This is a genomic window from Pseudomonas sp. USHLN015, assembly GCF_037153275.1.
Taxonomy (GTDB): Bacteria; Pseudomonadota; Gammaproteobacteria; order Pseudomonadales; family Pseudomonadaceae; genus Metapseudomonas; species Metapseudomonas tohonis.
Genome location: NZ_JBBCKP010000009.1, coordinates 37,531 through 62,495 on the forward strand (window position 1 = coordinate 37,531; position 24,965 = coordinate 62,495).

At 68.6% G+C, this 24,965-nt stretch carries 24 protein-coding genes; 14 read left to right on the forward strand and 10 right to left on the reverse strand.

From position 1 onward, the window contains the following. Positions 1 to 176: 176 nt before the first annotated feature. Complete coding sequence (hpaR, locus tag WFQ67_RS18760) at positions 177 to 599, reverse strand: homoprotocatechuate degradation operon regulator HpaR (RefSeq protein ID WP_173175829.1); 423 nt, start codon at positions 597 to 599, stop codon at positions 177 to 179. A gap of 55 nt (positions 600 to 654) precedes the next feature. After that, positions 655 to 1,716 carry an extracellular solute-binding protein gene (locus WFQ67_RS18765; RefSeq protein ID WP_337057850.1) on the reverse strand — a complete coding sequence of 354 codons (1,062 nt, stop codon included), beginning with the start codon at positions 1,714 to 1,716 and terminating at the stop codon, positions 655 to 657. A gap of 231 nt (positions 1,717 to 1,947) precedes the next feature. Between WFQ67_RS18765 and WFQ67_RS18770 the strand changes: the two genes are divergently transcribed. The 4 genes from WFQ67_RS18770 (at position 1,948) to WFQ67_RS18785 (ending at position 5,139) form a co-directional block, all read left to right on the forward strand. Further along, on the forward strand, positions 1,948 to 2,412 hold the full coding sequence (locus tag WFQ67_RS18770) for a GlcG/HbpS family heme-binding protein (RefSeq protein WP_337057851.1): 465 nt from the start codon (positions 1,948 to 1,950) through the stop codon (positions 2,410 to 2,412). 99 nt (positions 2,413 to 2,511) lie between these two features. Then, positions 2,512 to 3,810 carry an NAD(P)/FAD-dependent oxidoreductase gene (locus tag WFQ67_RS18775; RefSeq protein WP_337057852.1) on the forward strand — a complete coding sequence of 433 codons (1,299 nt, stop codon included), beginning with the start codon at positions 2,512 to 2,514 and terminating at the stop codon, positions 3,808 to 3,810. Between the two features lie 200 nt (positions 3,811 to 4,010). Beyond that, entirely contained in the window at positions 4,011 to 4,376 is a 366-nt protein-coding gene (locus WFQ67_RS18780) for a cupin domain-containing protein (RefSeq protein WP_263149701.1), read from the forward strand. Between the two features lie 97 nt (positions 4,377 to 4,473). Next, entirely contained in the window at positions 4,474 to 5,139 is a 666-nt protein-coding gene (locus WFQ67_RS18785; RefSeq protein WP_337057853.1) for a helix-turn-helix transcriptional regulator, read from the forward strand. Between the two features lie 8 nt (positions 5,140 to 5,147). On the opposite strand, the gene WFQ67_RS18790 is transcribed toward WFQ67_RS18785, so the two are convergent. From WFQ67_RS18790 to WFQ67_RS18800, 3 genes are all read right to left on the reverse strand, one after another. Then, on the reverse strand, positions 5,148 to 6,056 hold the full coding sequence (locus WFQ67_RS18790; RefSeq protein ID WP_337057854.1) for a helix-turn-helix transcriptional regulator: 909 nt from the start codon (positions 6,054 to 6,056) through the stop codon (positions 5,148 to 5,150). Between the two features lie 425 nt (positions 6,057 to 6,481). Then, positions 6,482 to 7,258: an SDR family NAD(P)-dependent oxidoreductase gene (locus WFQ67_RS18795; protein ID WP_337057855.1), complete on the reverse strand. Its 777-nt coding sequence runs from the start codon at positions 7,256 to 7,258 to the stop codon at positions 6,482 to 6,484. A gap of 96 nt (positions 7,259 to 7,354) precedes the next feature. Then, the gene (locus WFQ67_RS18800; protein ID WP_337057856.1) at positions 7,355 to 8,872 is read right to left on the reverse strand and encodes an amino acid permease; all 1,518 of its coding nucleotides are present in this window, start codon (positions 8,870 to 8,872) and stop codon (positions 7,355 to 7,357) included. A 274-nt stretch (positions 8,873 to 9,146) separates the two neighbouring features. Between WFQ67_RS18800 and WFQ67_RS18805 the strand changes: the two genes are divergently transcribed. The 7 genes from WFQ67_RS18805 to WFQ67_RS18835 all read left to right on the forward strand — a co-directional run bounded on the left by WFQ67_RS18805 (position 9,147) and on the right by WFQ67_RS18835 (position 15,969). Beyond that, on the forward strand, positions 9,147 to 9,968 hold the full coding sequence (locus tag WFQ67_RS18805) for a molybdenum cofactor biosynthesis F family protein (protein WP_337057857.1): 822 nt from the start codon (positions 9,147 to 9,149) through the stop codon (positions 9,966 to 9,968). Further along, positions 9,961 to 10,755 (forward strand): SDR family NAD(P)-dependent oxidoreductase, encoded by a 795-nt coding sequence (locus tag WFQ67_RS18810; RefSeq protein ID WP_213630114.1) that lies wholly within the window; start codon positions 9,961 to 9,963, stop codon positions 10,753 to 10,755. Before WFQ67_RS18805 ends, WFQ67_RS18810 begins: the two co-directional genes overlap by 8 nt. Continuing rightward, a complete protein-coding gene (locus WFQ67_RS18815) occupies positions 10,752 to 11,525 on the forward strand; it encodes an SDR family oxidoreductase (protein WP_337057859.1) in 774 nt (257 codons plus the stop codon). The genes WFQ67_RS18810 and WFQ67_RS18815 overlap by 4 nt, the downstream gene beginning before the upstream one ends. Positions 11,526 to 11,711: 186 nt before the next feature. After that, positions 11,712 to 12,695 carry a response regulator transcription factor gene (locus WFQ67_RS18820; protein ID WP_173175805.1) on the forward strand — a complete coding sequence of 328 codons (984 nt, stop codon included), beginning with the start codon at positions 11,712 to 11,714 and terminating at the stop codon, positions 12,693 to 12,695. Between the two features lie 97 nt (positions 12,696 to 12,792). Next, positions 12,793 to 13,674, forward strand: coding sequence for a transporter (locus tag WFQ67_RS18825; protein WP_337057860.1), 882 nt, complete (start codon positions 12,793 to 12,795; stop codon positions 13,672 to 13,674). Further along, positions 13,664 to 14,863 carry an MFS transporter gene (locus WFQ67_RS18830; protein WP_213630107.1) on the forward strand — a complete coding sequence of 400 codons (1,200 nt, stop codon included), beginning with the start codon at positions 13,664 to 13,666 and terminating at the stop codon, positions 14,861 to 14,863. The genes WFQ67_RS18825 and WFQ67_RS18830 overlap by 11 nt, the downstream gene beginning before the upstream one ends. Continuing rightward, on the forward strand, positions 14,860 to 15,969 hold the full coding sequence (locus WFQ67_RS18835) for a class II histone deacetylase (protein ID WP_337057861.1): 1,110 nt from the start codon (positions 14,860 to 14,862) through the stop codon (positions 15,967 to 15,969). The genes WFQ67_RS18830 and WFQ67_RS18835 overlap by 4 nt, the downstream gene beginning before the upstream one ends. A gap of 15 nt (positions 15,970 to 15,984) precedes the next feature. Here the strand turns inward: WFQ67_RS18835 and feaR are convergent, their stop codons facing one another. Next, positions 15,985 to 16,938: a transcriptional regulator FeaR gene (gene feaR / locus WFQ67_RS18840; protein ID WP_213630103.1), complete on the reverse strand. Its 954-nt coding sequence runs from the start codon at positions 16,936 to 16,938 to the stop codon at positions 15,985 to 15,987. A gap of 442 nt (positions 16,939 to 17,380) precedes the next feature. Between feaR and WFQ67_RS30450 the strand changes: the two genes are divergently transcribed. Next, the gene (locus WFQ67_RS30450) at positions 17,381 to 17,569 is read left to right on the forward strand and encodes a hypothetical protein (RefSeq protein WP_442969608.1); all 189 of its coding nucleotides are present in this window, start codon (positions 17,381 to 17,383) and stop codon (positions 17,567 to 17,569) included. Positions 17,570 to 17,620: 51 nt separating this feature from the next. Here WFQ67_RS30450 and WFQ67_RS18850 read toward each other — a convergent pair whose 3' ends face one another. Continuing rightward, the gene (locus tag WFQ67_RS18850) at positions 17,621 to 17,794 is read right to left on the reverse strand and encodes a hypothetical protein (RefSeq protein WP_213630101.1); all 174 of its coding nucleotides are present in this window, start codon (positions 17,792 to 17,794) and stop codon (positions 17,621 to 17,623) included. 136 nt (positions 17,795 to 17,930) lie between these two features. Here WFQ67_RS18850 and WFQ67_RS18855 point away from each other — a divergent pair, with 136 nt between their 5' ends. Continuing rightward, positions 17,931 to 18,896 carry an ATPase gene (locus WFQ67_RS18855; protein WP_337057862.1) on the forward strand — a complete coding sequence of 322 codons (966 nt, stop codon included), beginning with the start codon at positions 17,931 to 17,933 and terminating at the stop codon, positions 18,894 to 18,896. 6 nt (positions 18,897 to 18,902) lie between these two features. Here WFQ67_RS18855 and WFQ67_RS18860 read toward each other — a convergent pair whose 3' ends face one another. Continuing rightward, on the reverse strand, positions 18,903 to 19,484 hold the full coding sequence (locus tag WFQ67_RS18860; RefSeq protein WP_173175787.1) for a DUF3156 family protein: 582 nt from the start codon (positions 19,482 to 19,484) through the stop codon (positions 18,903 to 18,905). After that, positions 19,465 to 20,964 (reverse strand): APC family permease, encoded by a 1,500-nt coding sequence (locus WFQ67_RS18865; protein ID WP_213630097.1) that lies wholly within the window; start codon positions 20,962 to 20,964, stop codon positions 19,465 to 19,467. Before WFQ67_RS18865 ends, WFQ67_RS18860 begins: the two co-directional genes overlap by 20 nt. A 611-nt stretch (positions 20,965 to 21,575) precedes the next feature. Between WFQ67_RS18865 and WFQ67_RS18870 the strand changes: the two genes are divergently transcribed. Beyond that, on the forward strand, positions 21,576 to 23,072 hold the full coding sequence (locus WFQ67_RS18870; protein ID WP_271106042.1) for an aldehyde dehydrogenase family protein: 1,497 nt from the start codon (positions 21,576 to 21,578) through the stop codon (positions 23,070 to 23,072). A gap of 49 nt (positions 23,073 to 23,121) precedes the next feature. On the opposite strand, the gene WFQ67_RS18875 is transcribed toward WFQ67_RS18870, so the two are convergent. Beyond that, entirely contained in the window at positions 23,122 to 24,801 is a 1,680-nt protein-coding gene (locus tag WFQ67_RS18875) for a hypothetical protein (RefSeq protein ID WP_337057863.1), read from the reverse strand. Between the last annotated feature and the right edge of the window lie 164 nt (positions 24,802 to 24,965).

Sequence of the window (24,965 nt, forward strand, 5' to 3'; positions counted from 1 at the left end):
ACGATGCAAGGCCAAGCCCCGCTGCACCACCCCGTGGGAGCGAATTCATTCGCGACGCTTTTCGCGGTTGAAACCGCTCCCACAGATCAGTCCCAGCGGGCGACGAGTCGTGTAGGGGCGACTTCAGTCGCCAAGCGGTGCGCAACCCCGCCATGGGGCAAGAGATGCGAGGAGCCTCAGGGCCTGATGCCCTTCAGCTCCTGCAGCAGGTCCAGCAGCTCGTGCAGCTTCTCTTCACCCAGCTGCTGCTGGATGGACTGGTAGCCGCGCTCCATCTCCTGGCTCATGGACTGGAAGCAGGCCTCGCCCTGCTCGGTGAGGGCGAGGAGGATGCGGCGCTGGTCCTCGGCGACCTTGCGCCGGCGGACCATGCCGTCGCGCTCCAGGCGGGCGAGCACGCCGCTCATGCTGGGCTTGAGGATGCAGGCCAGGCGCGCCAGCTTGTGGCTTTCCATCTCGCCCTGCTGGCGGAGGATGCGGATCACCCGCCACTGCTGCTCGGTGAGGTCGTGGCGGTTGAGCTGGGGGCGGAAGAAGCGCATGGCCGCTTCGCGGGCCTGCAACAGGGTGAGGGTCAGGGAGGCGCGGGTATCGGGCATGGGTCGGGCAACGCTTGAAAATTAGTTCACAGTTTAACGAATCGAGCGCTACGCGTCATGGCGCGCGGCTCGCCTTGACCTTCGCCCAGAAGGCATCCAGCGCCGCCTTCTGCTCCACGGAAAGCCGTTCCAGCACATAGAGGCGCCGACGCTCGTCGCTCTTGAGCACCTGCATCGGCCGCTCCCTGGCCAGTTCCGCCAACTCCGGGCTGTCGGCCGCCAGCGGCGAGTAGAACTGGCTGGCGCGGGCATCGGCCAGGGCGTTGCGCGGCTCCAGCAGGTAGTCGATGAAGCGGTAGGCGAGGTCCGGCCGCTCGGCGTTGGACGGGATCGCCAGGCTGTCGATGAAGACCATCGCGCCCTCGTCGGGAATGCGGTAGCTGAGCGCCGGGTTGCGCGCGGAGGCAGTCAGCGCGTGGCCGATCCAGGCCATGGCCACGCACAGGCGGCCGTCGGCGAGGGCGTCGATATAGGCGTCGTTGTCCAGGTGGCGCACGATGCGGGCGATGCCCAGCAGCGGCTGCAGGTTGCGCTCGATCTGCCGCGCGCCGTACAGCGACAGGCTGCGGCCCCGGTAGTTGAACCACAGCGAGGCGGTTTCCTCCGGGGCATCCAGCAGGCCCACGCCGCAAGCGGCCAGGCGCGAGGCCTGGCGCTCGTCGAACAGCAGGCTCCAGCTGTTGGGCAAGGGCCCGCCATAGGCGGCCTCGGCGAGGCCCGGGTTGACCACCAGCCCCACCGAGCCCCAGAGATAGGGCACCGCATAGCGGTTGGCCGAATCGATGCCGGCGAGCATCGCCAGCAGGCCGCTGTCGACGCTGCGGTAGTGGCTCAGCCGACCCGTATCCAGCGCTGCCAGCTGGCCTGCGCGGATCAGCCGCGACAGCTGGAAATGCGAAGGCACGACGATATCCAGGGGCTGCCCACGCCCCAGGGCGGCGTCCAGCTCCTCGGCTGCGGTCATGGTCTGGTACTCGACGCGGATGCCCGTCTGCTTCTGGAAGTCGGCCAGCACCTGTGGCTCGATGTAGTTCTTCCAGTTGAGGACCCGCAACACGTCCTCGGCCCGGGCTTCCAGGGCCAGCAACAGCATCACCAGACAGGCCAGCAGTCTCATCGCGCAACTCCTTGCAGGAAAGGGGGCCGGCAGCGCCGGATCACCCATTAGGAGCGAGGTGAGAAGCCCGCGTCATGTTCCAGCCTGCCAGCTTCTTGCTTGCCCGTGCCGGATTGGCCTGCGCGTGACGGAGGCCACGCAATGGCGGCGGAAATATCGCCGTACAGGCCATTGCGGGCATTCATTAACCTGTTCATGATCGAGCGGGAATTCCTCCCGCAAGGTGCCCCCATGAATGCCCTGCTACGCCAGCAGCCCCACCTCGGCCTCCGCCTCGCCATGCAGGCGCTTTCGGTCGCCCTGGCCGAGGCCGAACGCCACGGCGCCCGAGTCAGCATCGCAGTGGTCGACGCCGCCGGCCTGCCGATCCACAGTGCACACATGGACGGCGCACCCGGCCCCAGCCGCGCGATCGCCCTGAACAAGGCCGTCACCGCCGCAGGCTTCGGGATCGCCACCAGCGCCTGGCAGGAGCGCCTGGAACACTGCTCCGCCGCCGTACGCCAGGGCCTGCCGCTGCAACCGGGGCTGGCCCTGTTCGGCGGCGGTGAACCCTTCCGCCACCAGGGCCAGGTGATCGGCGCCATCGGCATCTCCGGCGCTTCCGAGCAGCTCGACAGCCTCTGCGCCCGTGCCGCCGTGGAGCACGTCGCAGAGCTGCTGGAGCCCGATGGCGGCGGCACCTGTCAGCCGTGATCAAGGTCGCGGGCAGTCAGGGACAAGACGCACGGGCACCTCACGCCCCCTAATAGCGTCCAGCAGAACGCATTCCACTCACCGTTTCAGGCTGCAGTCATGATCAATATCGAGACACCCACCTACTACACGGCCACCAAGAAGTACGACCTCTCCTTCCCCTCCCTGGAAGCGGACCTGGAAGCGGATGTCGTCGTGATCGGCGGAGGGTTCTCCGGGATCAACACCGCGCTGGAACTGGCGGAGAAAGGCATCACCAACATCGTGGTGCTGGAGGCGCGCTACCTGGGCTTCGGCGGCACCGGGCGCAACGGCGGGCAGATCATGGCCGGCATCGGCCACGACCTGGAGAAGATCCGCAACGACGTGGGCGAGGACGGCCTGCGGCAGATCTTCGAGATCAGCGACCTGGGCGCCGACATCATCAAGGGCCGCATCGCCAAGTACGGCATCGACGCCGACTTCTGCCACGGCTACGGCTACATGGGCTTCAACGCCCGCCAGGAAAAGACCCTGCGCGCCTGGGAGAAGGAGTTCAAATCCCTCGGCTCGCCCCACGAGATCCGCTTCCTCGGCGGCTCCGAGGTCAAGCAGATCATCGGCTCCGACGCCTACAGCAGCGCCCTGCTGCACATGGGCGGCGGCCACGTGCACTCGCTCAACCTGCTGCTGGGCGAGGCCAAGGCCCTGGCCAGCCATGGCGTGAAGATCTTCGAATACAGCCCGGCGCTGGAGGTGAGCTACGGCGAGCGCATCACCGTGCGCACCGGCAAGGGCTCGGTCAAGGCCAGCAAGCTGCTCTGGGCCTGCGACAGCTTCCTCAACAAGCTGGAGCCCGAGCTGCACAAGACCACCATCAACACCTATGCCTTCCAGCTGATGACCGAGCCGCTGTCCGACGAGTTGATCCAGCGCATCAGCCCGATCCGCGGGGCCTACAGCGACATCCGCCCGGTCATCGACTACTACCGCGTGACCAACGAGAACCGCCTGCTGTTCGGCGCGGCCACCCCGTTCGTCGAGCACATCCCGGGCGACCTGAAGGCCTGGAACCGCAACCTGATGCTGAAGATCTTCCCCTACCTCAAGGACGTGAAGATCGACCTCGCCTGGGGTGGCCCCATGGCCTGCAGCGCCAACCTGTTCCCGCAGATCGGCACCCTGCCCGGCCGCCCCAACGCCTTCTTCGTGCAGGGCTACTCCGGCTTCGGCGTCACCCCCAGCCACATCATCTGCAAGGTGCTGGCCGAGGGCATGAGCGAAGGTTCGGCGCGCTACGACCTGATCAGCTCGGTGCGACGCATCGAGGTGGTCGGCAAGGACCATATCCGCCCGCTGCTGCTGACCGTCGGCAAGACCTGGCACCAGGTGTCCGGCTACTGGAACGGCCGCCGCTGACAGCGATCGACGCGGCTGCGCGTCGGCGGTACGGCGTTGGGATCGGCCCTGGAATGCTCATTCACAGATTTCCGCAGCCGCTCCCGCCTTGTACCGCTCTAGCTCGCTCGCGCCGGAAGCGGTGCAGCGGAAAAGCAAATACCGTCATTCCCGCGAACGCGGGAACCCACTGAACAACCATCACTCGCAGGAGAACTGCCATGTCCCTCACCCCCATCAAGACCGGTATCACCCTCGCGGAACTGGATGCCTGGGGCACCGTCGCCGACCTGGGCTCGGAAATCCTCGAAGGCGAGGTCAAGGCCTTCGGCAAGATGACCGCCGGCGCCCCCACCGATCCGGTCAGCGCCGCCTACTTCGGCACCACCGGCGGCAAGTTCCGCATGGTCTATCCCTTCAACGAGCAGGCCACCGTGGTCAGCGGCGAGGTGATCCTCACCGACGAGTCCACCGGCCAGACCACCCGCTTCAAGGCCGGCGACAGCTGGTATGTCGCCAAGGGCACACCGGTACTCTGGGAAGTGCCCGGCGAGAGCTTCGTCAAGCACTACTACGCCGTGGCCTGACCTTCCAGGCGCCTGCCCCGCGGGGCAGGCATCCGGCACTGGCACCCCCGGCGGCGATGGGCTGCAATACCCTCACCGCCCACGCGAGGGAATCCCCATGACGCCCACATCCGCCCCCGCCGAATTCGCCCGGCACTGCCTGCACACCTTCACCCACTTCGTGCCCGCCTCCCTCGGCGCCTTCTACCTGATCGACGACCAGTTGCAGGCCCGCGATTTCCAGCTGCTGGGCATGCACCCGCACATGCACGATGCCTACCTCGGCCACTACCGCCATGTCGATCCGCTGCAACCGCAACGCTGCCTGGCCACCGGCCTGCCGGTGATCCCGCTGAGCGCGGGCCAGGCGCGTCAGGACGAGGCCGGCAACCGCGAATACCAGGGTTTCCTGCGCGATCACCAGGTCATCGATGTGGTGGAGGTAATCGCCCAGGTCGACGCGCGCCCCGTGGCCGGGCTCTCCCTGCTGCGCTGCAGCGGCATGCAGGCGTTCAGCGACGGCGAGCTCGCCAGCCTGGACGCCCTCCAGGCGCTGATGCAGGCCGGCGCCCGCCACCTGGCTCCAGCAGCGCCGCTGCGCCTGGACGGCCTGACCCCGCGCGAACGGGAGATCGCCCTGCTGCTGCGCGAGGGCATCAGCAACAAGCAGCTCGCCCGCCACCTGGGCGTCGGCCTGCCGACGGTGAAGACCCACCTGCTCAACCTGTTCCGCAAGGTCGGCGCCAGCAGCCGCACCGAACTGGTGGCGATGCTGTTCCTCTGAAGCGTGACTCAGCGCGCCGGGTGCTGCGCCCGCGCATCGGGCGCGACGCCCGTCGGCAGCTCGCCCAGCTCGGTGCCCAGCAGGTGGTTGACGAAGAGGTGGAACAGCTCCGACTGGCTGGAGATGCCGAGCTTGCTGTAGAGGTGCTTGCGGTGGTTCTTCACCGTGCCCTCGGCGATCTCCAGGTGCAGCGAGATGGACAGGCTCGAATGCCCCCGCAGGATCAGCCCGACTATGGCCTGCTCGCGTGCGGTGAGACGGTCGGTGGCGAAGCCGGAGAAGGCCGCGGCCAGGTGCTCGGCGATGCTGCGCGCCGGCCGCGCGCCCATCGATGCCACCGCCACCCTGGCGTAATGGCGCTGCAGGAAGGCCTCCAGCGCCGGCTGGCACAGGCGCAGGGCGGCGATCTCCTCCTCCGCGAACACCGGCGAGCCGTTGCAGCGCATCAGCGAGTAGGCAGCATAGGTGCCTCCCGGCAGCGGCGAGAGGAAGACGATCTCCTCGGCCAGGCTGCCCGAGGCCAGCGAGATGCACGGGTGCACATCCGGCGAGTTGAAGTATTCCCCTTCGAAGAAGGCGTCCGGCGCCAGCTCCCTCATGCGGTAGAGCCCGGCGGGCCGGCCATGGGCGCAGGCAGTGTAGACCGGGTCCAGCAGGTAGGTGCCGTTGACGTAGCGCTGCATCGCGCCGGGCTCGGGGATGCCATGCAGGTTGTCGTGCAGCAGCGCGGGGCTGCCGCCCGCCGGGTAGAGGAAGATGCAGCTCTGGTCGAAAGGTGCCAGGGCCTGCAACGCCGCGTCGACGCGGGGTGGGAAGGCCGGCGTCTCGAGGTCGGCGACCAGCGCGGGGAGGTGCGTATGCCAGGTTTCCAGGGCCTGCCAGCCCTGGGAATGGGAGAGTCCTGCGGGGTGCGCCATGCCTTCACCTTCTTGTCGTCGGCCGCCCCGCCCGGGTGCACGGAATGCTTGCGGGGCCTGCATTTCAGGGGTGTTTTCGAAGAAGCATTTTGCTTGCCACAACGCCCACCGCGCCAGCGCTTTTCAGCGCGACCGTAGGGGCGAATTCATTCGCCCAGCGGTGCGCAGCACCGCCGTAGGTTGGTGCCAAGCGCAGCGCGGCCCAACGATGCAAGGTCAGGCCCCGCCACGTTGGGCTTCGTCCCTCAGCCCACCTACACAGCGCAGTCCTGTAGGAGCGAATTCATTCGCGATGCTTTTCGCGGCTGAAGCCGCTCCCACCCTCCCCAAACACCTCACCCCCTGATAATCCCCCGCCGCTTGCGCCCCCCATGAAAAAGCCCGACGCAGTCGCCTGCATCGGGCTCGTCCGGCTGCTTTCCCTGCTACACGGACGAAAACCCGTTGTCGACGAACAAGTGCGCGCCGCTGACGAAGGAGGCCTCGTCGGAGGCCAGGAACAGCGCGGCCCGCGCCACTTCTTCCGGCTCGCACAGGCGACCCTGCTGGGCGGCGATGTCGGCTTCGCTGGCGTTGACGCCCATGGCCTGCAGCTCCTGCAGTTCGCGCATGCCGTGGGCGGTGCGGATGAAGCCCGGCGCCACGGCGTTGCAACGGATGCCACGGTCGCGGAACTCCACGGCTATGGCCCGGGCGAACATCTGGCAGGCGCCCTTGGTGGCGTTGTAGACCACCTCCCCCGGCGTCGCGTACTGGGCGGAGATGGACGAGGTGCAGACGATGCTGCCCTTGCCCTTGGCCAGCATCTGCGGCAGCACCGCGCGGGTCATCAGGAACATGCTCTTGACGTTGACCGCCATGAGCCAGTCCCACTCCTCTTCCTGCACCTCCAGGAAGGGCTTCACGATCAGCGTGCCGGCGTGGTTGAACAGCACGTCCGCCGGGCCCAGCGCGGCAAGGCTGGCGGCCACCGCCGCGGCCACCTGGTCGGCCTGGGACACGTCGGCGCCCAGGCCGATGGCGCGCCCGCCCTCGGCCTCGATCTGCGCCGCCAGGGCGCGTGCCGCCTCGACGTCGCGGTCGATGATGGCGACCGCCGCGCCCTCGCGGGCGAACAGCCGGCTGGCCGCCTCGCCGCAGCCACCGGCGCCCCCGCTGATGATCGCGACCTTGCCGTGCAGGCGTGGTTGGTTGGAAAGCATGGCAACTCCTGTTTCAAGGGCTTCGTAGGGGGCGTGACGAGGGCGCGAACCGGTCCCCGCCACGCGACGTGCATGGGGTTTGCCCGTGGGCGGCCTTCAGCGCGGGTGCCCGTCGCGCCCGCTGCTGACGGCGAAGGCCTCCTCCGGCGACAGCACCAGGCGATGGCGGCGGTAGAAGGCGAAGTAGGCCATGCCGACCAGGTACCAGGCGGCGGCGCCCAGGGCCGCCCATTTGTAGAGCGGGTCGAGGAACTGGTAGATCAGCGTGATCGCGGAAACCCCGATCACCACCAGCGCGCCGAGCACGCCGTAGGGGCTGCGGTAGGGGCGCGGCAGGTCCGGATGCAGGCGGCGCAGGCGGATGAAGGCGACGCTCTGCAGGATGTAGGAGATCATCCCGGCGAACACGATCATGCTGACCATGATCCCGCCCATCAGCGCGTTGTTCTCGCGGCCGAAGCCGAACCAGAACACCAGCAGGATCGTCAGCGCCAGTAGCGAGCCGGCCAGCAGGGCGAGGTTGGGCGTCTTGTGCACCGGGTGGGTGACCGACAGCGCGGTGGGCAGGTACCCGGCGCGGGACAGCGAATAGATGTTGCGCCCGGCGGCGAAGCTGCCGGCCAGGAAGGACGCCGCCAGGCCCAGCACCGCCACGGCCGAGAGGACCTTGCTGGCGGTGTGCCCGAAGATTTCGCGGAAGCCATCCAGCAGCGGCTCGCCCGAACTGCTCATGGCGAAGGCGCCACCCCCGATGGACGCGCTGAAGAACAGCACGCCGATGGCCAGCGCCGCGAGGATGAGGATGCCGAACACCAGCGCACGCGGAACGTGGCGACTGGGGTCGTGGGACTCCTCGGCGGTCAGCGGCAACTGCTCGATGGCCAGGAACATGTAAACGCCGAAGGGCAGCGCCAGCATCACCCCGGTCAGGCCGAAGGGCAGCCAGGGCCCGTTGCCGCCGGCGACTTCCACCGGCGTACCGTCCGCACCCGATGCGAGGTTCAGCGCCTTGGCGGCGAAGTCGACATGGGGAATCGCCGTGGCGAAGAAGAACACCAGCACGCCGATGGCCGCGAGGGTGATCAGCACCACCACGCGCATCGACACGCCCAGCCCGCGCACCGAGAGCAGCAGCATGCAGGCATAGCCCACCAGCCACCACAGGGGCTGCCACTCCGGCGCGGTGCCGAAGATGGCCGAGAGGTAGGTGCCCATGAAGAACATGTTGCCGGCCGGCGCCAGGATGAACTCGATGTTCTCCGCCAACCCGGTGCTGAAGCCGCCCCAGGGCCCGAGCGTGGTGCGGGCGAAGGAATAGGCGCCCCCGGTGTGCGGCAGCGCGGCGGACATCTCGCCAATGGACGAGCACAGCAGCAGGTACATCACCGCGATGATCACGGTCGCCGCCAGCATGCTGCCGAAGCCCTGCGCCAGGCCCAGGTTCCAGCCCGAGTACTGCCCGGCGATCACCGCACCCACGCCCAGCACCAGCAGGGTGAAGAACCCCGCATGGCGCTGCAGCGTGCGCTGCTCGAAATAGCCGGCGGACACGGCCTGGTAGCTGACACCCCCATTGCCCGCGCCGGACCGCTCCAGTGTGGTGCTCTCGTTCATCGCGCCCCTCCCCTCGTTCGGTTTCTTGTGATGGGTATGGGGCGATGGTCGGTGCAAATGGCGGGGATGGGTATGTCCCTAAAGGGATAGGGGGAGGAAGTAGCGGCAAGCTTCAAGTAAGAGCGACGCGCACAAGCTTCCAGCCCCGACCTCTTGCGGCTTGCAGCTTGAAGCTTGCTGCTGCGACTTGTCGCTGCTCCACCTTCCGGTTGATACCCCCACCCGCCCCGACTGGCGACCATTGAGTCCTCATCCACACAACGAGGACCGTTCCATGACCACCCAATCCGACTGGATCACCGTAGGTGCGCTGGCCGAAGGCTTTGCGCCCGAGGCGTTCATCCTGCCCAACCTGGCCGATCTCGACGGCAGGCGCTTCGACCTGCAGTTCGACAACGGCTGGAGCATTGCCCATGCGTTCGCCGACGGCCACCTGGACTGGGCGCTGGCCGACGGGTCATCCAGTGGCCGTTCGCCCTATCGCGCCACGTCGGTGCGCCCGGGCATCTACCTGGTGGATTTCATCAAGGAGGAGTTCGGCCAGCAGTGGTCGGTGAGCCTGGTGCTGGATACCGGCGCCGCCGCCTTCACCGCCGTGCTCGGCCGCCTGCCCGATGCCGCCGCCACCCGCGAAGGCCTGTATGGCCGGGCGCTGGCCGGCAAGAGCCTGACCGGCGTCGAGGTGCAGTTCTTCCATGGCACCCTCGACCGCCCCTTCCAGCCGGGCGCCTGCCCCCATGCGGCGAGCACCGAGCTGGTGGGGCTGCGCAACCGCTACCGCTACAGCCCCACCGAGGTCTACGAACACATCTACCTCAACGAGAACTACTACAGCTGGCAGTGCCTGGCGGGCGTCGAGAAGGGCCTGTGCGACACCGACCGCTGCCATTACTACAAGATCGCCGATGAGCTGTACCTGTTCGTCTGGCGCGAGAAGATCGTGCCCACCCTGGGCGTGGTGATGATCGACCTCAAGGCCCACCGCAGCGACGGCAAGATCTTCGGCTACGCCGATGGCGAGTTCGGCGCCCTCTCCAACTTCCCCGTCGCCTCCCATTGCGATGTGCTCAACCGCACGGTGCATGGCGATGCGTGAGCGCACGGTGGTGATCACCGGCGCCGGCACCGGCATCGGTGAAGCCTGCGCCCGACGCCTCGGGGCCGAAGGCGCCAACCTGGTGCTGATCGGCCGCCGGCGCGAGCCATTGGAGAGGGTCGCCGCCGAGACGGGCGGCCTGGTACTGGTGGGCGACGCCGCCAGCAGCGCTGACTGGGCCGGCTTCGTCGCCGCCACCCGCGAGCGTTTCGGCGGCATCGACGCCCTGCTCGCCTGCGCCGGCGGCCACGGCCTGGGCAGCGCCACCGACACCAGCGACGACGCCTGGCAGGCCGCCATGCGCGGCAACCTCGACACCGCCTTCCACAGCGCCCGCGCCTGCCTGCCGTCGCTGCTGGAGCGGCGCGGCAGCATCGTCCTGCTCGGCTCCATCGCCTCCCTGGCGGCGGGGCCGGAGGTGTGCGGCTACACCACCGCCAAGCATGCGCTGCTCGGTCTCACCCGCTCGCTCGCGCGGGACTACGGGCCGCAAGGCGTGCGGGTCAACTGCGTGTGCCCCGGCTGGGTGCGCACGCCCATGGCCGACGAGGAGATGCAGCCGCTGATGCGCCACTACGAAGAGAGCCTCGACGCCGCCTATGCACGGGTCACGGCCGAGGTACCGTTGCGCCGCCCGGCGCAGGCGGAGGAAATCGCCGCGCTGTGTCGCTTCCTGATCAGCGACGAGGCCTCAATCCTCACCGGCGCCACCCTGGTGGCCGACGGCGGTTCCAGCATCGTCGACCTGCCCACCCTCGCCTACGAACGCATGGGGGACACGCCATGAAGAACGCCTTCGACTTCACCGGGCGCCGCGTGCTGGTCACCGGCGGCGCCCAGGGCATCGGCCGCGCCATCGTCGAAGGCTTCGCCGCCTGCGGGGCGCACGTGCTGATCGCCGACCTGCAGCAGGTGCCGGCCGAAGCCCTGGCGCGATCGCTGCGCGATGGCGGCTGCGACGTGAGCGCCGTCACCCTCGACCTCGCCGACCGCGACGCCACCCTGCAGCTGCTCGCCGGCCTCCCCCGGCTCGATGTGCTGGTGCATAACGCCGGCTACTTCCCGCTGACGCCGCTGCTGGAGATCGGCCCGGCATTGCTGGAGCGCACCCTGGCGGTGAACCTCGGCGCGCTGTTCTGGCTCACCCAGGGCGCCCTGCCCTTGTTCCGGCGCCAGGGTGGGGGCTGCGTGCTGGTCACCTCCTCGGTGACCGGGCCCCGAGTGGCCTACCCGGGACTGACCCACTACGCGGCGTCCAAGGCCGGGGTCAATGGCTTCATCCGCAATGCGGCGCTGGAACTGGCCCCCGAGGGCGTGCGGGTCAACGGCGTGGAACCGGGGATGATCCGCACCCCGGCCATGGGCAACCTGGGCGATGCCGGCCACGCCGCCGCCATCGCCCGGGGCGTGCCCCTGGGGCGCCTCGGGGAGCCTGGCGACATCGCCGCCGCCATGCTGTTCCTCGCCTCGGACCAGGCGTCCTACATCACCGGCCAGACCCTGGTGGTGGATGGCGGCGCGACGCTCCCGGAAACCCTCGCGGCCACCGCCGGCTGAACGCCCAAGGCCAGGGCCGGCGGGGGTCCCCGGCCTATCCTGCATCTGTAGGATGGTGACCCCCGCAAGCCTTGGCGATACTCGCTCCAGGCCCTGCCCCGTCACCCCGACACCGGCCACCCACTGATGACTGAGAGCCGCTCGCCGGCTCCGACAAGAACAACAAAGTCGCAGAGAGGTACCCCCATGAGCCAGATCGACGAACACCTCATCCCCGCCTGTCGTTTCGCCGCCTTCAATGGCTGCGTGCTGGACCTGCAACGCCTGGCCCAGGAACAGCCTCTCGCCCGTTTCCATCGTCATGCCCTGCAGCGCCTGCAGGCGTTGCTGGCTTTCGACAAGGCCTGGTGGGGACACGCGGCGATGGTCGCCGACCTGCCTGAGGAGCGCAGCTCTCAGGTGTTCGGCCTGCCCACGAGCTATGTCGAGGACTGGCAATCGATCCGCGAGCAGGACATCACCATCGGCCTGGTGCAGTCCCGGCCGGGCCGCGCGGTGATCGTCGACAGCCAGGCCACGGACACCCCCGCCGGTCTGCGCTGGCTGGGCCGCAAGCACGGCTTCGGCGAATTCCTCTGTGTGATCCACATCGACCCGCAGACCCAGCTCAGCGTGCACCTGACGCTCTACCGCCGCCCGGACGCGCCGCGTTTCGGGGAAGAGGAACGCTTCCTGCTCGACCAGGTGATGCCGCACCTGCTGGCCGCCGAGGGCGCCAACCAGATCCGCGCCCTGGTGGCCCTGCGCGAGACCCTCGACGGGCCGAACACCCTGGCGCTCGCGGTGTGCGACCGCCAGGGCACGCTGCACTATGCCGAGCACGGTTTCGTCGAGCGCCTGCTGCTGGAATGGCCGCGCTGGAACGGCCCGCACCTGCCCGAGGCGGTCGGCGCCGCCGGCTACCGCGGCCAGCACCTGCAGCTGGACGCCACCGAGGTGGGCCACCTGCTCCTGCTCAGCGCCCGCCCGCGCACCGCCCTGGCGCAGCTCAGCGCCCGCGAGGCCGACGTCGCCGAGCGCTTCGGCGGCGGCAGCACCTACAAGGAGATCGCCCGCGACCTGGGCCTGGCGCCGAACACCGTGCGCCATCACATCCGCAGCATCTACGACAAGCTCGGCGTCAACGGCAAGGCGGGCATCGCCCACCTGCTGCACCACACCCCCGGCTAATCCCAACCGCTCCCCGGCTCCACCTCCACCCGCCCTGAAGAAGGCGGGATGGGGAGCCTTTTGCCTGCACTCACCATCCGCCAGAGGAACCCTGCACATGCACAGCCGCCATTCGCCCCTGCTCCCTCAGGTCGTCGCCCTCGCCGTCGCGCTCGCCGCAACCGGTGCCCGGGCCGCCGACCTCAACGCCCGCGACTTCGTCTCCGCACCGGTGGGCACGGTGCTCGGCGTCGGCTACCTGCCGCTGACCCGCGCCAACGACTACCAGGGCGCGGGCGACAGCACCGGCAAGGCCGACCTCGCGGTCAACGCCTTCGCCTGGCGCCAGCTGATCTTCACCGACATCTGCGGCACCCTGTGCACCCCGCAGTTCATCGTGCCCTACGTGGACGTCGACATCCGCGCGCCGGGCGCCGCCAGCCGCAGCAGCGAACGCGGCCTGGGCGACCCGCAGGTGGGCGGCACGCTGTTCTTCATCAACGACCCGCAATCACGCACCTACAGCGGCCTGCTGACCATGCTCACGGTGCCGGTGGGCGAGTACCACGGGCGCAACCCGGACGCCTCCCCGGGCGCCAACCGCTGGGCCCTGCACCTCAACTACAACTACACCCAGGGCGTGGGCGAGAAGTGGATGCTGGAGGCCAACCTCGAAGCCCAGCTCTACGGCAAGAACGACGACTACTTCGGCCAGGACCTGGAGCAGAAGCCGCTCTACCGCCTGCAAGCCTTCGCCTCCTACGACTTCACCCCCAGCACCTACGGCGCCCTGCGCCTGATCCACGCCGACGGCGGCGAGCTGGAGCTCAATGGCCGCACCCTCGACGACACCCACCAGCGCTACACCCAGCTCGGCTTCGAAGTGGGCCACTGGCTGGACCCGCGCAACCAGGTGCTGCTGGGCCTGACGCGCAACGTCGCCACCGAGAACGCCTTCGAGCAGAACAACCTGCTGCTGCGCTTCGTCCATGTCTTCTGAGGGCATCGCCATGACCACCGCCACCCCTGCGGGGCTGCCCCGCACCCGCCTGCTGGCCATCGTGCTGTTCGCCGCCATCGTCCCCTGCGTGCTGATGGCGGCACCGGCCATCGCCACCCAGTACGCCCTCCAGCTCGGCCTAGGCCCGGCGCAGATCGGCCAGCTGTTCTCCGCCGAACTGGCCGCCATGAGCCTGGCCACCCTGCCCGCCTACCTCTGGCAGCCACGCCTGGACTGGCGACGGGTGGCGCGCGCTGCGGCGCTCCTGTTCATCGTCGCCAACCTGGCCTCGGCCTGGGCGAGCGCCTTCCATCCGCTGATGGCGCTGCGCGTGGTCAGCGCCCTGGCCGGCGGCACGCTGATGGTGCTGTGCATCGCCAGTGCCGCGCAGAGCCGGGACCGGGACCGCGTCTATGGCCTCTGGGTCATGGGCCAGCTGGTGCTCGGCGCCGCCGGCCTGTGGCTGCTGCCACCGCTGTTCGCGCGCTTCGGCCTGCAGGCGCTGTACCTGGGCCTGGCCCTGCTGATGCTGCTGTGCCTGCCGCTGGCGGGGAGCTTCCAGGGCATGGCCGCGAGCACCCGGGCGCAGGTGAGGGAACGCGGCGGCCTGGGCTGGCGCGCGCTGCTGGCGCTGTTCGCGGTGCTGGTGTTCTACGTCGGGCTCAGCGGCGTATGGACCTTCATCGGCAGCATCGCCAGCGCCGCGGCCATCGACCCGGCCAGCAGCGGGCGCATCCTCGCCATCGCCACCCTGCTGGGCATCGCCGGCTCCGCCTGTGCCGCGCTGATCGGCCAGCGCTGGCCGCGCGGGACGATGCTGCTGCTCGGCTACGCCCTGATGACCGGCGCCGTGCTGCTCCTGCTCGATGAGCCCGGCCTCGCGCGCTTCGCCACCGCAGCCCTGGTGTTCAAGTACACCTGGACCTTCGCCCTGCCCTTCATCCTCGCCTGCCTGGCCGATCTGGACCGCGACGGCCGCCTGATGAACACCACCAACCTGCTGATCGGCGGCGGCCTCGCCCTGGGCCCGGCCATCGCCGGCCCGCTGCTGGAGAGCAGCGTCGGCATGCGCGGCGTCCTGCTACTCAGCGCCACCTGCCTGCTGCTGTCCTTCGCCGCCCTCAGCTTCAGCCGCCTGCGCGGCACCGCGCCCACCCCTTCCCTCGACGACAACGGAGTCCAACCATGAGCCGCCGTACCGCCTTCTTTTCCGATGAACTCTGCTTCTGGCACAGCGCCGGCATGCACGCCCTGACCCTGCCCGTGGGCGGTTGGGTGCAGCCGCCGGCCGCCACGGGCTTCGCCGAATCCCCCGAGTCCAAGCGCCGGCTGAAGAGCCTGCTGGATGTTTCCGGCCTCTCCCACCAGTTGCTGCAGCGCGGCGCGGAGCCGGCCACGCACGAGGACCTGCTGCGCGTCCACCCGGCGCATTACCTGGAGCGTTTCAAGGCCATGAGCGATGCCGGCGGCGGCGAGCTGGGCAGCGAGGCGCCCATCGGCCCGGGCAGCTACGAGATCGCCAGGCTCTCCGCCGGCCTGGCCATCGCCGCCGTCGACTGCGTGCTGCGCGGCGAAGCGGACAACGCCTACTCGCTGTCGCGTCCGCCGGGCCATCACTGCCTCGCCGACCAGGCCATGGGGTTCTGTTTCCTCGCCAATATCCCCATCGCCATCGAGGCCGCGCGGGTGAAGCACGGCCTGCGCCGGGTCGCGGTGATCGACTGGGACGTGCACCACGGCAACGGCACCCAGTCGATCTACGAGGAGGACGACGAGGTGCTGACCCTCTCGCTGCACCAGGAGAACTGCTACCCACCGGGCTACAGCGGCGCGGAGGATCGGGGGCGCGGCGAGGGCCTGGGCAGCAACATCAACATCCCCCTGCCGGCCGGCAGCGGGCATGACGCCTACCTGCACGCCATGCGTCGTATCGTGCTGCCGGCGCTACAGCGCTTCCGCCCGGAGCTGATTGTGGTCGCCTGCGGCTACGACGCCAATGCCGTGGACCCGCTGGCGCGCATGCTGCTGCACAGCGACTCGTTCCGGGGGATGACGGCGCTGCTGCGCGAGGCAGCGGATGCGCTCTGTGGTGGGCGCCTGGTGCTAGTGCACGAGGGCGGCTACGCGGAAGCCTACGTGCCCTTCTGTGGCCTGGCGGTGATGGAGGAACTGGCGGGGGTGCGCACTGCGGTGGAGGACCCGATGCTGGCCTTCATCCAGCTGCAGCAACCGGGCGAGGCCTTCGCCGGCTTCCTGCGTGACCAGGTGGAGAACCTGGCCACGCGGCTGGGCTAGCCGATGGGGCGGCCGTCAGAACCCGGCGGCTGCCTGCATCAATGCACCGGCGCGGTAGTCCTTGGGCGAGCGGTCGAAGTGTTTCTTGAACGAGCGGCTGAAGTGCGCCGAGTCGGTGAAGCCCCACTTGTAGGCGATCGAGGTGATGGACTCACCCTTGAGGATGGGGTTGGCCAGGTCGTCGGCGCTGCGCTTCAGGCGTGAGCGCTGGATGTAGCGGCAGACGCTGTCACCCTCCTCCTCGAACAGCCGGTACAGGTGGCGCACCGAGATGTCCAGGCGATTGGCCAGGGCCAGGGGCGTGAGGTTGGGCTGGGACAGCGACTCGTCGATGATCTTCTGCACGTAGCTGCGCAGGTTGGCGCCCTGCAACGATTCGCTCGATGCGGCTTGCGCGCGGTCCTGGCCCAGCGCCGGCTCCAGCAGGGAGATGAAGGCATTCTCCAGGGCCTCGCTTTCGGCGTCATCCGAGGCGGCCTGCTCGCGGCACAGCTGGTCCATCAGCAAGTGGAGCATCTTGCCGCTGGCACGGCTGGAGGAAATCTTGCCGAACTTGGCCTGCTTGGACTTGAACGCCCGCTCCACCGCCACCCGGGGCAGGTGCAGGGACGCGTGGTCGATGAGGCCGAAGGGGGTGATCTCGCAGGCGCCCACCGAATCCATCAGCAGCAGTTCGCCAGGCGCCAGGTCGATGCTGACGCCACCCTGCATCACACGGGAGAAACCGCTGCGCTGGCTGATCAGGAAGCAGTGGCGATCGTCATCGCGGTCGGCCTTGAGGGAAGCGCGTGAAATGAGCCCGGCATTGGTGCGCAGGTGCGCCATGGTGAGGCCGGAATGGCACTGCGAGGAGATCTCGCCGATGAACAGCGAACGGCTGGTCGCCAGCCGGGTCTCGAACCTGCCACAGATGGACTGCAGCGCCGCCTGCCAGTCTTCCAGACCGCCACGAGCTTCTTGAGCACGCATACGAACCTCCGGAGTTGTCTTGTTTTTGTTGCGAGATTGTTAACATGTTATCTATGCGAGCGCAACAAGGACTCCCACGGCTTCTGCGAATGCAGATTTGGTGCCAGCCGCTCCGGCTGGCGCGGATTGCCCGGGGCTGGGCGGCTGCCCGGCAACGCGATTCCCGGCGCCTCTTAAACATCCACGCCCTTGGGACGTGGCTTTGCTTTTGGCGCCCTAGAAGGACCGCAACCAGACCTCGGAGCATGCAGCCGCCGCTCACTCCGGACGCAGGGTGTGCTGCGCGCACCTCGGACTCGCCGGCAGCACCGCGCGGAGGTGCGCACGGTGTTCAGCCGGGGGGCATAGGTGACAGGTGTCGGGAGACATAGGTAACGCATTTAGGCTTACGGGATCCGTCGAATGAGGAGTTCGAGCGATGCCGTGGCAGGAGTGCACCACCATGTCGATAAGACGCGAATTCGTGTTGTTGGCCGAGCATCCACAAAGCAACATCCGGGAGCTCTGTCGACGCTACGGCATCAGCCAGCCGGCCTATGCCCAGCAGGAGCAGGCCACCAGGCCGCGCAAGGCGACCCGGGAGAAGATCGCCAGCGCCCTCGGCATCGCCCCGCAGCTGCTTGACCTCTGAAACGAAAAGCCCCGGCACTGGCCGGGGCTTTCTCGATGGTCTCGCTGCGCCTCAGCGGGCCAGCACCGCCAGCACGATGACTAGCAGGACGATGCCGCCGGCGATCACCAGGGCCTGGGTGCCCGAGCGCTCCTTGCGGGTGCCCCGGCCCCTCTTCGGGTGGGCGGTGCCCATGCCCGGCTTGAGGCCGGCGGTCCTGGGGCCCTTCATCTTGTGCGATGCCATGAATCACTCCTTGTTGAATAACGACACGCCAAGAACCTAGCACCCGCCCGTCACCCACTCCAGCCCCGCAGCGTTTGCCGCCATCGCGCCAGCCTGCATAATCCCGCCTCATGCCCCAGCCAGGGAACCGCCCCGGATGCCCACCAAAGCCCCGATCACCCGTGCCTACTGCGTCCAGCTGGACGAGGTGCTGTCCATCGCCGAAGCCCGGCGGGCGTTCTTCTCCCTGCCCGAGCCACGCAGCCGCTTCGACTTCCTGTGCTCCTGCGAGGCCTGCCGCGCGCTGGGCACCAAGGTCACCGCCGCCAACTACGACAAGCAGCCGAACGAGACCTACAAGGCCGCGCACTTTCGCGAGAACCCGCACTCGGCCCATGCGCCCGATTGCGAATGGATGGCCGACGAGGAGGACGAGGACGCCGAAGGCAGGCTGCCCGGCGAGAGCGAGGCCGAGGCCCGGCAGCGCCACGCCCGGCGCAAGCTGCACGACTACATCGACGTGTTCGAGCCCCCGGTCGAACGGGCCAGGCCCAGCGTCGAGAAGCCCGACACGCCGACCGCCCCCCCGCGCAAGCCCGCCGGCACCCCAGAGGAATCCCCGGCCCCAAGCACCGAGAAGAAGGCGATCAACCAGCGCACCAACAGCCTGGAGCGCCTGGTGGAGTGCTACCGGCAGGCACGGCTGGAGCTTGGCGACGAGGAGTTCAAGGCCATGCGCCTGCGCGTGGTGGGTGAAGGCGAGATGCCGCTGGGCGCGTACTTCAAGGCGATCAAGTACGCCAGGCTGGGCAACGCCAACCGGGTGCTGCAGGGCGGCGCGCTGCTGGTGGACCGCTACGGCAGCGGCTTCAAGCTGAAGTTCTACGACCGGATCGATAACAAGCCGGTGTTCCTCTACATCTCCAAGGAACAGATGGACGCCTACCGCTTCAAGGGCTACCTGGACGGTTTGCTGAGGGAAGAAGTCGACTACTTCCGCGTCTACGCCATCGGCGAACTGGCGCTGTCCCCCAGCGGCAAGAGCGTTGACCTCAGGGTCGCCGACCTGCGCCAGCTGGTGCTGATCCCGGGCATGAAGAAGGCCCCCGCGACAGGGGCCTGAAGCCACTCAGAATCCTGCCAGCACCCGGGCCAGTGCAGGCAGCGCATTCAGCAGATGGGCCTGCTGCGCGTCGTCGAGGCGAATGTAGCGACGGAACGCCGGCATGCGATTGACCACCTCGCTGGCGCCCATGTGCTCCAGCCGCACCTGCCAGTGATCGCCGTCGCGCTCGATGCGCAGGCGTTTGAAATCCAGCGGCATCAGCGCCGCCCTCAACGCCTCGTCGCCTTCCAGCGCGGCGATCACCCCCGCCAGTCCGGGCGCATTGCCATGGCGGCGGACGCAGGCCAGCCCCTGGCGGCGGATGGCGCCTGTGTGACGCAGGTCGATCACCGCCACGCCCTCGGAACGAGTCGGCACCCGCAGTTCGAATTCGGTGAGCACCAGGTGCATCAGCAGCTCCGACTGGGTGCGCTCGCGGGCCTCGAAGCTCAGCCCGCCCTCCAGGGTGAAGCGCCCCCTGCCCGGCTCCAGCGCCTCGAAAGCGAGGCCGCCCAGGTTGCGCCGTACCAGGGCCAGGGTCGCCCCCGGCCGATAGCCGGAGGGCGCGCGACCGTTGCCGAAGAACTCACGCAGCGCGAGAAGCATGGCCGTAGCTCTCGCTGGCGTGGATGCCCGGCTCGGCGGCGAATTCCTTCTCCAGCACCTCCTCCACCGGCACCGGGCGGAACGGATTGACCTTCTGTACCACCACCGTCCAGAACAGCGCGTAGGCGGCGGTCAGGCCGAGCATCACGGCGAAGGGGCCGTAGATGTCCTTGGGGTTCATGCCCGGCGGGGTGATGAACCACATGCCCAGCAGGATGCCGGCGCTGGAGACGATCTGCGGCAGCGGGAAGAACGGCGACTTGTAGGCACGCGGCAGGTCCGGGCGACGGATGCGCAGGATCACCACCGAGATCGTCACCAGCAGGTAGGCGGTGCTCCAGGCGCAGACGGCGGCCAGCACCAGGTTGAAGATGTTGTCGGTGTTGCCGCCCAGCCAGGCGGCATGCAGGCAGGGGATCAACACCGCCACGGCGATGCACAGCAGCGGCGTCTTGTAGCGCGGGTGCAGGTAGGCGAAGACCTTCGGCAGCGCGCCATCGACCGCCATGCCGTACATGATGCGCGGCACGCCGGCCATCAGGGTGTTGATGGTGGCGGCACCGGCGAAGAGGAAGCCGATGCCCAGCCAGATCGGGCCGATGTCGCCCATCACCTGCTGGGCGAACTGCGGAATCGCCATGGGCGTGTCCAGCAGGTGCAGGCCGGTGGCTTCGTCGAGCACCACGTTCTCCACCTGGCGCTTCATCGCCGCGCCGTAGATGAACATGCAGGAGGCCACGCCGAACAGGCCCAGGGCCATGGCGCGCGGCATGGTACGGGCAGAGTTGCGCAGGTCCGGCGCCAGCGGGGTGACGAACTCGCAGCCGACGAACATGAACATCGCCATGCCCACCAGGGAGAGGATGGTCACCAGGTCCGTGCCGATCAGCGAGGTGCCGAACCAGCCGTCCAGTTGCACGGCGGGCGCGGCGATCAGGCCGGCGATGCCGAACACCATCAGCGTCGTCCACATGCCGAAGGTGAGGATCACCTCGGCCTTGCCGAACACGCTGACGCCAAAGCCGTTGAGGATGCCGAAGACGATGACGAAGCCCACGCCCAGCAGCCAGGAGCCGCCGGCCGATTCGGCCAGGGTGTTGAGGTGCTCGAAGTTCACCAGCGCCATGACCCCGGCGAGGATGGTTTCCGCCGTACCGGCGAACACGTGGACGATCAGGTACGCCGCGATGGTCCCGGTGATGGCGAAGAAGCGTCCCATGCCGCAGGCGATGTAGTCGTAGACCGAACCGGTGGTCGGGAGGATCGAGGCCGCCTCGGCGAAGGTGGTCGATTGCGCGAGCATCATCACCATGGCGATCAGCATGGCCACGGCGAAGGCGCTGCCGCCGATGCCGAAGCCCATGGTGGCGGTGAGAATCACCGGGCTGGCCATGATCAGCCCGATGGTGCTGGCCAGCGCAGTGGGGAAACCGACCGTACCTCGATTCAAATGTGCGGTGAGCTTGGCGTCGATCGACATCGTCAGGGCCCTCGAATGCATTGTTCTTGTTTATCGTTATCCGGCCATCACGGCCGGTGCGGTCGAAGCCGCAGGTTCCCGAACACTCTGCGCCCGCCCTCCCCGGGCGTCTTGCCCCTGCCTGCCGCTGCTCTTGTAGCAGCCTGACATGCCCGCACGCCCCGCAGGATGGCGTAGAGCGCAGCGAAACCCATCGCCCCGAGGCCCCATCCCACACCGTGATTGCCGGCTGCTCCGGCAGCATGGGTTGCGTACCTCTACCCGTGCGACGAACTACGCCCTGTGCTCCGACCTCGTCCGCCTTCCCGCCAAAATGCGGGCAAAAAAATGCCGCCGATGACCAGGGCGGCGGCGAAGCATGGTGACACGGAGCAAGCAACAATGGTGTCGCCCTCGCAGACGACGCCCCGACTATCCCACGTGCACCTCGGCGCCGCTTGCCCACCGCTGCCAGGTCGTTGCGTCTGCCTGACACGCCGCGCCCGCTGCACGCTGCACGCTGGGTCATGTCGGCATGGCAGGCAGAGTCAAGCCCGGCACCGGCTCCCTCCCTAAGCTGGGGCACGCCCCATGCGGGCGCCCCATACCGCTGCCCGAACCAGGAGCCGATCGTGTCCAATGCCCTGATCAACACCCTCCCCAGCGTCGACGCCTTCGTCGACCGAACCCACGCCTCGTTCATCGACGGCCAACAGCACCAGGGCGCACAAGGCACCCCGCGCGAGGTGCACAACCCCGCCACCGGCGCGGTGCTCTCGCGCACTCTGCAGGCAGACGCCCCGCAGGTGGACGCCGTGGTCGCCTCGGCCCACCGCACCTTCCGCTCCGGCGTCTGGAGCCGACTGGCCCCCGCCGAGCGCGAGCGGGTGCTGCTGCGCTTCGCCGACCTGGTGGAGGCCCATGGCGAGGAACTGGCGCAACTGGAAACCCTCAACCAGGGCAAGTCCATCCACCTCGCCCGCGCGGTGGAGGTCGGCGCCTCGGTCAACTACATGCGCTACATGGCCGGCTGGGCCACCAAGATCGAAGGCCAGACGCTGGACGTGTCCATCCCCGTGCCGGCCCAGGCGCGCTTCAACGCCTACACCCGCCGCGAGCCGGCCGGCGTGGTCGCCGGCATCGTGCCGTGGAACTTCCCGATGATGATCGCCCTGTGGAAGGTGATGCCGGCCCTGGCCTGCGGCTGCACCATCATCATCAAGCCCGCAGACGAGACCCCGCTCACGGCCCTGCGCCTGGCCGAGCTGGCGATACAGGCCGGCATCCCGGCGGGTGCCTTCAACGTGCTGGTGGGCGGTGCCGATGCCGGTGCGGCGCTGGTGGCCCACCCGCTGGTGAACAAGGTGTCCTTCACCGGCTCCACCGCCGTGGGCAAGCAGGTGGGCCGTGCGGCGCTGGACAACATGACCCGCTTCACCCTGGAGCTGGGCGGCAAGAACCCCATGCTGGTGCTGGCCGACGCCGATATCGAGCAAGCCGTGGCCGGTGCCATCGGGGGCGGCCTGCTCAACCAGGGCCAGGTCTGCGCCGCCGCTTCGCGACTCTACGTGCACGCCAGCCGCTACCAGGACTTCGTCGAGGCGCTGACCGCCCAGGTGGCGCAACTGAAGGTCGGCGCGGGCATGGACCCGGAAGCCCAGGTCAACGCCCTGGTCTCCCGCCGCCAGCAGGCCAGCGTGCTGCGCTACCTGGCCATCGCCCGCGAGGAAGGCGCGCAATTCTGCACCGGCGGCGGCCAGCCCGACCTGCCCGGCTACTTCGTGCAGCCCACGGTGCTGGGCAAGGTCACCCAGGGGATGACCTCGGTGCGCGAGGAAATCTTCGGCCCGGTGCTCTCGGTGCTGCCCTTCGATGACCTCGACCAGGCCGTGGACATGCTCAACGACAGCCGCTATGGGCTGACCGCGAGCATCTGGAGCAACGACCTGGGCCGGGTGATGGACCTCATCCCGCGCATCGAGGCCGGCACCGTCTGGGTCAACAACCACGTGCCGGTGGACCCCAACCTGCCCTTCGGCGGCTACAAGCAATCGGGCATGGGTCGCGAGTTCGGCAAGGCCGCCATCGAAGGCTTCACCGAGGTGAAGTCGGTGTGCATCACCTACTGATGCAACGCGCCATCGCCCGGCCCGCAACGGCCCGGGCGATGCGCCTGCCCTACCCCCGCAGCAGCCAGAACAGCGCGAACACCCAGCGCTGCCAGCCGGCGTCGGCCGACTTCAGCACGCCGCTCGCCACGCCATAGCGCCAGGCCCAGTGCAACGCCCGGCGCAGGTCGCGCAGCGGGCTGTGGCGATTGCGGTACACCTCCACCGCCAACAGGCCCATGGCCTCGGCATGCTCCGCCTCGGCCGCACGCAGCAGGTGCGCCTCGGCCTCCTCCCAGTCGACGGGATCGGTGCGCAACGCCAGCTCACCGCAGAAGGCGTGCATGAAGGCGATCACTTGGAGATCGCCACGATCGGCGAAACACTCCAGGTAAACCTCGGCGTGGTTCAGTGCTTCCAGCCACAGCCGCTCTGCTGCTTCGGCGTCCTCCTCTGCCTCGGCCTGTGCCGCCAGCAACGCCACCAGCGCTTGCGTCGCCGGGCCATGGCCATCGGCCGCCGCCGAGCGCCACAGCACCCGCGCTGCCTCCTTATCTACCGTGCAACCCAGCCCGTCACGGCGGCAGAGGCCGAGCAGGTGCAGCCCCTCGGTGTGCTCCGGCTGGTTGCGCCCACTCAGCAGCAACAGGCGCTCCAGCGCGGCGAAGGCCCGGGCACCGTCCACCGGCCCAGCCTCGGCATCCAGCCACAGGCGTGCCTGCAGCAACAGCAGCGCATGGACCTCATCCAGCTCATGGTCCAGCGCCTGCCCACGCTCCACCCAGCCGCGCGCCTGTTGCAGGTCCGCCAGGCTGCCGGCCCGTTCGAACGCCAGCTGCGCCAGCCGCAACCAGGCCGCCGCGGTGGGCTTGGCCGTGCCTTCCAGGCCACAGGCACATCGTGCCCAGCGCATGGCCTGGGCCGGCTCAGCGGCAAGGTGGGACAACGCCAGCGCCGCAGCGGGGTCGCCCGCCGTGTAACGGCGCGCCCACTCTTCAGGGGACACGGGCGCCTCCCGCTCCACTTCAAGTTCTGGTTCAAGCCCCAGTTCAAGCTCAGCCTCTTCGCCGGGCTCGATATCGCTCTCATCCAACTCATCTGGCAGCGGTTCGGCCTCGACGGGCTCCGCGAGCTCACCAAAGGGCGCATGCAACTCGCTGAAATTCTCGATATGGCTCAAGGCGCGGAACCAGGGATGGTCCAGCGTATCCAGGCCGAAGGCCCGCACCCATTCGTCGAGGTCCTCGTAGTCCAGCACCAGGGTGACGTCGTGCAGGTCGACCGTGCCTGCCTGCAACGCGTGCAGGCGCGTGTCCGCGTTCCACTTCCAGAAGCCGATACGCGAATCGGTGTTGGCATCGAAGGGCCCGGAAACCGCATCCAGGTCGCCCTGCAGCCACAGTGCCTCGACCGGCGCCCCACTCCGCGTCACGGCACTGCTGAGGAACACCGCCACCGCATCCAGGCACAACCCGATGGCGGGCACGCGATGGTGCTGGGGGTGCCGGCGGATATAGGCATCGAACTGCGCCCAGTTGCCTTGCGCCGTGGCCAGCGGCAGGCGCAGGCCGAACAGGGGGGTCTGCGCCTCCTGCTGCGGCGGGGTGATCGCCGGCACCACCTCGGCGCCGGCCAGCAATAGGCACCAGAGCGGCGTCACATAGGCGTCCGTCGCCAGGCAATGGGGCTCGATACCCTCGCCACCGAGGTAGAGCCAGGCGGCCGAGGCCAGTTCCGATTCCATGGGCATCGCGGTTTCCCTGCACAGCGGGCCTGGCCGATCCACGGCCCGCGCAAAGGCGCCAATCATGGCGTGAAGCAAGGGCGCCCACCAGCCGGTGCCTCCAGGGAATCGCCATGATGCGAAGGCGTCGAGCATTCGTCTGCAAGGGGTGATTCATTTTTCCCGCCGCC

Excerpts from the sequence above, each read along its gene's own strand:
- hpaR (WP_173175829.1), bottom strand. The coding sequence starts at position 599 with ATGCCCGATACCCGCGCCTCCCTGACCCTCACCCTGTTGCAGGCCCGC.
- WFQ67_RS18765 (WP_337057850.1), bottom strand. The coding sequence starts at position 1,716 with ATGAGACTGCTGGCCTGTCTGGTGATGCTGTTGCTGGCCCTGGAAGCC.
- WFQ67_RS18770 (WP_337057851.1), top strand. The coding sequence starts at position 1,948 with ATGAATGCCCTGCTACGCCAGCAGCCCCACCTCGGCCTCCGCCTCGCC.
- WFQ67_RS18775 (WP_337057852.1), top strand. The coding sequence starts at position 2,512 with ATGATCAATATCGAGACACCCACCTACTACACGGCCACCAAGAAGTAC.
- WFQ67_RS18780 (WP_263149701.1), top strand. The coding sequence starts at position 4,011 with ATGTCCCTCACCCCCATCAAGACCGGTATCACCCTCGCGGAACTGGAT.
- WFQ67_RS18785 (WP_337057853.1), top strand. The coding sequence starts at position 4,474 with ATGACGCCCACATCCGCCCCCGCCGAATTCGCCCGGCACTGCCTGCAC.
- WFQ67_RS18790 (WP_337057854.1), bottom strand. The coding sequence starts at position 6,056 with ATGGCGCACCCCGCAGGACTCTCCCATTCCCAGGGCTGGCAGGCCCTG.
- WFQ67_RS18795 (WP_337057855.1), bottom strand. The coding sequence starts at position 7,258 with ATGCTTTCCAACCAACCACGCCTGCACGGCAAGGTCGCGATCATCAGC.
- WFQ67_RS18800 (WP_337057856.1), bottom strand. The coding sequence starts at position 8,872 with ATGAACGAGAGCACCACACTGGAGCGGTCCGGCGCGGGCAATGGGGGT.
- WFQ67_RS18805 (WP_337057857.1), top strand. The coding sequence starts at position 9,147 with ATGACCACCCAATCCGACTGGATCACCGTAGGTGCGCTGGCCGAAGGC.
- WFQ67_RS18810 (WP_213630114.1), top strand. The coding sequence starts at position 9,961 with ATGCGTGAGCGCACGGTGGTGATCACCGGCGCCGGCACCGGCATCGGT.
- WFQ67_RS18815 (WP_337057859.1), top strand. The coding sequence starts at position 10,752 with ATGAAGAACGCCTTCGACTTCACCGGGCGCCGCGTGCTGGTCACCGGC.
- WFQ67_RS18820 (WP_173175805.1), top strand. The coding sequence starts at position 11,712 with ATGAGCCAGATCGACGAACACCTCATCCCCGCCTGTCGTTTCGCCGCC.
- WFQ67_RS18825 (WP_337057860.1), top strand. The coding sequence starts at position 12,793 with ATGCACAGCCGCCATTCGCCCCTGCTCCCTCAGGTCGTCGCCCTCGCC.
- WFQ67_RS18830 (WP_213630107.1), top strand. The coding sequence starts at position 13,664 with ATGTCTTCTGAGGGCATCGCCATGACCACCGCCACCCCTGCGGGGCTG.
- WFQ67_RS18835 (WP_337057861.1), top strand. The coding sequence starts at position 14,860 with ATGAGCCGCCGTACCGCCTTCTTTTCCGATGAACTCTGCTTCTGGCAC.
- feaR (WP_213630103.1), bottom strand. The coding sequence starts at position 16,938 with ATGCGTGCTCAAGAAGCTCGTGGCGGTCTGGAAGACTGGCAGGCGGCG.
- WFQ67_RS30450 (WP_442969608.1), top strand. The coding sequence starts at position 17,381 with ATGTCGATAAGACGCGAATTCGTGTTGTTGGCCGAGCATCCACAAAGC.
- WFQ67_RS18850 (WP_213630101.1), bottom strand. The coding sequence starts at position 17,794 with ATGGCATCGCACAAGATGAAGGGCCCCAGGACCGCCGGCCTCAAGCCG.
- WFQ67_RS18855 (WP_337057862.1), top strand. The coding sequence starts at position 17,931 with ATGCCCACCAAAGCCCCGATCACCCGTGCCTACTGCGTCCAGCTGGAC.
- WFQ67_RS18860 (WP_173175787.1), bottom strand. The coding sequence starts at position 19,484 with ATGCTTCTCGCGCTGCGTGAGTTCTTCGGCAACGGTCGCGCGCCCTCC.
- WFQ67_RS18865 (WP_213630097.1), bottom strand. The coding sequence starts at position 20,964 with ATGTCGATCGACGCCAAGCTCACCGCACATTTGAATCGAGGTACGGTC.
- WFQ67_RS18875 (WP_337057863.1), bottom strand. The coding sequence starts at position 24,801 with ATGCCCATGGAATCGGAACTGGCCTCGGCCGCCTGGCTCTACCTCGGT.